We start from the raw sequence: 6434 nt of genomic DNA on the forward strand, positions 1-6434 counted from the left end.
TATAACAACGGCACATTAAAATGTGGGAAATGCATTAAATCTAGCTTCGAGCGCCAGAGAATTAACGGAAATATTATCTGCTCGGATAATGTATACCAGCGAGCGCTAACCAAAACTTTAAAAAATCTCGGATTAGTTGTTTGAAAATCATCCCAATTATGTGGCCCTAAATATATATAATACTCATTATCTTGATCAATAATTGCTAAATGATCAATTAATTTTTGGATATAACGACCCAATCCTCGGGCTGATGGTCCGTACATTCTGGCATCAATACCAATCCTCATAGATTTGCCATTAATCTTTTAAATAAATCATTGTACTGTCGAGCTGTTTCCGACCACTGGTATTTTGCCACTAAGGATACTGTCTGATCTTTATTAATATTAAATTTATCATCTACTACCATTTGCATAGCGAGAATTATATCATTGACGTTGTAGGGATTAATCATGACAACCTGGTTTTGCGTTATTTCGGGAATGGCTGATGAATAACTAGTTATTACTTTAATATTATATTTCAAGCATTCAACAAGTGGGAAGCCAAATCCTTCGTAAAAAGTTGGCCAAATTAAAGCCAAGCAGCGCTGAATTAATACTTTTTTTTCCTGATCGTTGAGATAATTTAAATAATGTAGATTCTTAATATTTTTTTGGATATAATTCTTCATAAAACTATTCATACCCCAACCAAATGAACCGCCGATAACTAAGTGAATGTCGCGATATTTATCTTGCTGGACTAATTTTTGCCAGGCAGTTACTAGAGCAACAATATTTTTTCGCGGTTCAATTGTACCATAATAAAAAAAATATTTTGCCGGTAATTCAAATCTTAAAACTTGATTGTTGTCAGCAACTACCAAATCATTGGCGCCAGAAGAGATAACTGTAATTTTATCAGACTTAATATTAAAAAAATAATCTAAGTCTTGTTTAGTATTCTCCGATACGGTAACTATGTGATCTGCGCGAAACAACATTTTTTTGACCGCTTGCAACCAGTGCCACAATCTTCGCTGTCGATCAAACCAGTGTGGATTAATCAAAAAAGATAAATCATGAACAGTCAAAACGTATTTACAGCGCTGAGAAATACTAATAAAATTAAAACTAGGTTGCCAAACTAGATCAAAACAGTGCCTGAGATCAACGCGCGGTCGCTGGCATAACAACTGGGCTAAATTAAATACCTTGGAAGGTACCGAGTAATTAACAATCTTATTTGGTTCTAAGGCCATGATTGATTGGTATTTTTGCCGCCAGTTATTTTGCAAATAATAATAACTCAAATTATCTTGTTGTTGTAAAAAAGCTTCAATTAACTTCTGGGTATAGATTGTGATACCACCTTTATTTTGATCAAAAAGAGAACGGCTATCAATTAAAATTTTGCACATAAATTACAAACTAAGATGTTGGTTGTTTTTTTGACGACACTCGGCAATAAATTCCCTTATCTCCTGACGAAAACGCGCAATATTAAATTTAGCAACTGATTCACGTATAGCATGAGGATTGAACTGGGCAAAGTCGGCTTTTAAAATAGTGTGAACTAAACATTCCCAAGACTGCTCGTTAAAATATACGCCATTTACGCCATCCTGCACGGTTTCTAACGCTCCGCCTTGCGCATACGCAATAATCGGTTTACCCATAGCCATGGCTTCTACGGCAGCAATGCCAAAATCTTCAATCTGTGGATGGATAAACGCCTTGGCCCGAGCTAAATATTTTTTCTTGATTTCTTCGGAAACTTCACCTAAAAATATAATGTTCTTTTTGGCCATTTTTTGTAGTCTGTCTTTTTCTTCACCGTCACCGATAATAATTAAAGGTAAACCCAACTCATTAAATGCCTTAATGGCCAAATCAACTTTCTTGTACGGTCGCAAACGAGAAACGATAATGAAATAGTCATCTTGCTCCTGACTAATTTGATATTCATCAATATTGACTGGCGGATAAATAACTCGGGCTTCGCGATTATAATATTTCTTGATTCTTTGCGCCACAAAATGCGAATTGGCAATAAAATAGTCTACTCGTTGAGCAGCGAACATATCCCACAATCTTAGTCGATGCAATAGTAAAGGTAAAAAAAACTTCACTATTTTTGGTTGTTTTAGTTCCTCGACATAGCTATGCGCATCACTCCATAAATATCTGGTCGGTGTATGACAATAACAAATATGTAAACAATTGAGTGGGGTAATAATTCCCTTAGCCAGCCCCGAAGTAGATGATAAAACAATTTGATAGTCAGTAAAATCAAACTGCTCCCAAGCTAAAGGCATCAATCCTAAAAAATATTTCAAAAACTTCTCAGCATGCGGAATATTTTGCAAAAAAGAATTTTTAATCAGATCACTGGGTCGATTTAATAAATTCTTTTTACTACCGAGCAAAGTGTAAAGTGGCGCTTCCGGAAATAAATTGATAAATTCAGCAACAACTCTTTCCGCACCACCATATTGGACTAGATAATCATGAGCTAGGGCAATCTTCATATAATTAGGCGACATTTTTACGAAAAATAATAACGTAAAAAGTTTTGATCATAATATAGAAATCTAACCAGACTGACCAATTTTCAATATAGTATGAATCTAAACGTACTTCTTCAGAAAAAAGTAACTCTGAACGGCCAGACACTTGAGCTAAGCCAGTAATTCCTGGCTTGATATTAAATAATTTTTTTTGATAATTTTCGTACTTAGCTACTTCGCCGGGTTCGTGAGGACGAGGACCAACAATACTCATTTCACCTTTTAACACATTATAAAACTGGGGTAATTCATCAATACTATACTGACGTAAAAATTTACCGATCTTAGTAATCCGTGGATCGTTTTTCATCTTAAATAGAGGTCCCCCTGCCCGTTCATTGAATTGAATGATGGTATCCTTTAGCTGCTTGGCATTGTTCACCATGGAACGAAATTTATACAAATTAAAAAGATTTCCGCGAAAACCAACTCTGATTAAAGATACAAAAACGGGTCCCGTGGAATCAATAATAATTATCAAGCCAACGATAATGCTAATGGGGATTAAAATTATACAACTAATCAATGAGATAATTAAATCAATAATTCGTTTGGTAATACGTCCCCAACCATCGAGCTTGGTATGTCGTATTTCAATTATTGGCCACTCCCCAAAAGTATTAATAACAAAGTTTGTCAGTCTGGTTTCTAACAAAGAAGCAATGTATTTGAAACCAATCTGATTTTCCTGACAGAAATTAAAAAGATCTTCCTTTTGCCCTAAGGATAAATTAGCATCAGCTTGGATAATCTCATCAATCGCCGATTTCTTATTTAATTGAAATAAATACTCTTTTTCTTTGTTGGTAAATCGGTCCAAATGCTCAATAACTCGCAAGCCAAAAATGGGTTTTTTCTTAATTAATCCGATTAAATTAAATGTATTGGCATCAGCACCGATAACGATAATCTTTTTGACGCCAAAGCCATAAAGATAGAAAAACTTTTTAAAAAAATGAATTAGTGTTCTTTCTAACACTAAAAAAACTATGGCTAAAATCCAGAGAGCTAAAATAATAAAACGCGAAGAAAAAAATTGGGCATTAAAAAAGAAAGCAATAATGATTAACATGGTCGCCGTGGAGCAACCTAAAAAAACTTGTTTTAACTCTTGACCCATACTCTGACGACTAAAAGAATAAGATCCGGAAAGACCTAAAATGATTACCCAAAAGATTAAAACAATAGATGCTACTGATAAATAAGTCGTAAGTGAAAAAGAATAAACAACTGGTTTTAGCTGATCGCTTAAAATATCATAACGCAAATAATAAGCACTGATTGCTGCCAGTAACAAAAAAAGATAATCCAGAGGAACTAAGATGGAGGTAATAATTAATTCAAATTTTTTCATAGGCTAAAAAAATCTAAGAGGGCGATAAGCCGAATTCTGTCGTGAATGATCATCTATCTAATCTTACTATTGCTAGTAAGCTTTAGCACCCAACCCGTTTTCATCTATTAAATGAAAACCTACTTGGGTTTGCACCGGATAGAGTTTACCTAGCTTCCAGTGTCGCCACTAGAACTGGTGGTCTCTTACTATCGATCCGTTGAACCGATAAATTCCTGATCGGAATTACCACCGTTTCACCCCTTACCAAACTCCAAAAAAAGAGAATGGCGGGTTTATTTTCTGTTGCACTTGTCCTCAATAGTCCACTGGACCATTGGGTCGATGTTATCGATTATCCGCCCTTATTAAAAGGACTAAAATGGTGTTCGGACTTTCCTCTGCTACAAAAATGTTGCAGCGATCATTTACCCTCTTAGATTTTCTTAATATACAAAAATTATTAACTTTTGTCAACTAACAATCTTATTTGTTCTTGCATTGCCTGGGCGCACTGATGCCAGGAATATTTACTAGCCTGTCCTCTACTTAACTGACGTAATTGCTCTCTTTTTTCCTCGTGATTGATCAAAAAATTAATTTTATTAGCCAATGAGTTCTCATCCTTTAAACTAAAATATTCAGCAGCAGTGCCAGCCACTTCTTGCAATACTGGTAAATCAGAGCAAAGTACTGGGACACCGCAACTCAAAGCTTCAATAACTGGGATACCAAAACCCTCAAACTTAGTGGGAAAAACAAAAATACTTGCAGCTGCTAGCAACTGATGATACTTTTCATTATCCAAATAGCCAAGTAAATGAATTCTGTTATCTATTTTATGCAGACAAATATAGTCAACTACTTCTTGATAACCATAATTACCCGGTCGTCCAGCTAATAATAGGTGCCAATCATGTTCGGCCATCGTCTGACTGAAAGATTTTACCAAATATAAAATATTTTTCTTCGTCTCAATTCTGCCAATATAAAGTAAATAGTTTACTGGCAAACCAAAACGTTTTTTTGCGAGCTCAATCTGCTCGCTACTTAATGGTTGAAAAACAGTGTGGTCAAAACCATTAAGTATGACCGTTACTTTGGGTAAATACTGAGGAAAATAATAACCAATGTCTTTCTTGGTATTTTCGGAGACGGCAATAATACGATCTGCTTTAGCTAGCATGATTCGATGTTCAAATTTATGAAACCACCGTTCTAGCGGTTGATAAAGCTGAGGTTCACGATAAAAACCAAGATCGTGAATTACCACGATTAATTTACGTAAACCAAAAAAAGGTACTGAGTTAACCGACAAAAAGACATCCACTGGTCTTAATAACAGTTCCCAACTTAACCGTAAATTGGTCCAGAGTTTTTTCCCAACCCAAGGCAAAGATATAAACTTAACATTATTGTTCACCGATAATAAATCGGGATCTAAATGATCTTTAAAATAAATACGGTATTGATTATTCCGATCAATACTCGTTAATTGCTTAATAATATGCCACGCATACCATTCGGTACCTGTTTTTTGCTGTTTACTGGCTCGCGTGGCTTCCAAACCAATTGTTGCCATAATTTATTTAGTGGCTAAAATACTTCTCTTATAAGAATCTAAATTATCTAAAGCAATGCCTGTTCCCTTAGCGACGCAAAGTAAGGCATCGTCAGCCACATACGCAGGAACGCCTGTAGCTTGGGCTAGTAATTTATCAATATTCCGTAATAAAGAGCTGCCACCAGAGAGCACCATGCCTTTATCCATAACATCAGCAGCTAATTCCGGCGGCGTATTATATAAAACTGTTTTGACGGCATTAATAATACCCTGCAAATCATTTTGCAGTGCCTCGGTAACGTCTTCCGAATCAACGGAAATTATCCTTGGTAAACCAGTAATGACATCACGACCCTTCACTTCCATCGTTATCTTATCTTGTTCTCCTAAATACATGGCCGAACCAATGTTGATTTTTATCATTTCTGACGTTCTTTCGCCAATAGCTAATCCGTATTTTTTACGAATAAATTCTTGAATAGCGTTATCAAATTTGTTGCCACCAATACGAACGGATGTATTAGCAACAATGCCACCCAAAGATATGACAGCGATTTCTGAAGTACCACCGCCAATATCAACAATCATGTGACCAGAGGCTGAGCCAATGGGAATATCAGCACCAATAGCAGCAGCTATTGGTTCTTTAATAATATAAGCAGCTTTCGCACCAGCAGCCAAAGTAGCATCAATAACTGCCCGCCGCTCGGTAGAGGTGATACCAGCGGGTACGGCAATCATAACTTCGGGACGAAAAAATTTAACTCCCCCCAAAGCTTTGTTGATAAAATAACGTAACATACTTTCCGTTGTTTTATAATCGGCGATGACACCACTGCGTAACGGTCGTTGCGCGATGATAGTATCTGGCGTTCGTCCAATCATTTCTTTAGCTTCCTCGCCAACGGCCAGTACTTTTTTGTCAATCACAGAAATAGCAACCACCGATGGCTCGTTGATAATTATTCCTCTTTTTGGCACAT

At 36.1% G+C, this 6434-nt stretch carries 6 protein-coding genes and 1 other RNA gene; all 7 read right to left on the reverse strand.

The genetic code is table 11. The features are described from left to right. A partial coding sequence (locus tag COX77_00005; GenBank protein ID PIZ99944.1) for a hypothetical protein occupies positions 1 to 290 on the reverse strand: 290 nt, incomplete at its 3' end. Next, complete coding sequence (locus tag COX77_00010; protein PIZ99945.1) at positions 287 to 1405, reverse strand: hypothetical protein; 1119 nt, start codon at positions 1403 to 1405, stop codon at positions 287 to 289. The genes COX77_00010 and COX77_00005, both read right to left, overlap by 4 nt. A 3-nt stretch (positions 1406 to 1408) precedes the next feature. Beyond that, a complete protein-coding gene (locus tag COX77_00015) occupies positions 1409 to 2515 on the reverse strand; it encodes a glycosyltransferase family 4 protein (protein ID PIZ99946.1) in 1107 nt (368 codons plus the stop codon). A gap of 4 nt (positions 2516 to 2519) precedes the next feature. Beyond that, entirely contained in the window at positions 2520 to 3908 is a 1389-nt protein-coding gene (locus tag COX77_00020; GenBank protein PIZ99947.1) for a hypothetical protein, read from the reverse strand. A gap of 9 nt (positions 3909 to 3917) precedes the next feature. Next, an RNA gene (gene rnpB / locus COX77_00025) (RNase P RNA component class A) lies at positions 3918 to 4327 on the reverse strand. Positions 4328 to 4350: 23 nt separating this feature from the next. Then, positions 4351 to 5469: a hypothetical protein gene (locus COX77_00030; GenBank protein PIZ99948.1), complete on the reverse strand. Its 1119-nt coding sequence runs from the start codon at positions 5467 to 5469 to the stop codon at positions 4351 to 4353. A 3-nt stretch (positions 5470 to 5472) separates the two neighbouring features. Beyond that, complete coding sequence (locus tag COX77_00035; protein ID PIZ99949.1) at positions 5473 to 6432, reverse strand: rod shape-determining protein; 960 nt, start codon at positions 6430 to 6432, stop codon at positions 5473 to 5475. Positions 6433 to 6434: the final 2 nt, after the last annotated feature.

This window comes from Candidatus Komeilibacteria bacterium CG_4_10_14_0_2_um_filter_37_10 (assembly GCA_002793075.1).
GTDB lineage: Bacteria > Patescibacteriota > Patescibacteriia > UBA1558 > UBA1558 > UM-FILTER-37-10.

Excerpts from the sequence above, each read along its gene's own strand:
- COX77_00015 (PIZ99946.1), bottom strand. The coding sequence starts at position 2,515 with ATGAAGATTGCCCTAGCTCATGATTATCTAGTCCAATATGGTGGTGCG.
- COX77_00030 (PIZ99948.1), bottom strand. The coding sequence starts at position 5,469 with ATGGCAACAATTGGTTTGGAAGCCACGCGAGCCAGTAAACAGCAAAAA.
- COX77_00020 (PIZ99947.1), bottom strand. The coding sequence starts at position 3,908 with ATGAAAAAATTTGAATTAATTATTACCTCCATCTTAGTTCCTCTGGAT.
- COX77_00010 (PIZ99945.1), bottom strand. The coding sequence starts at position 1,405 with ATGTGCAAAATTTTAATTGATAGCCGTTCTCTTTTTGATCAAAATAAA.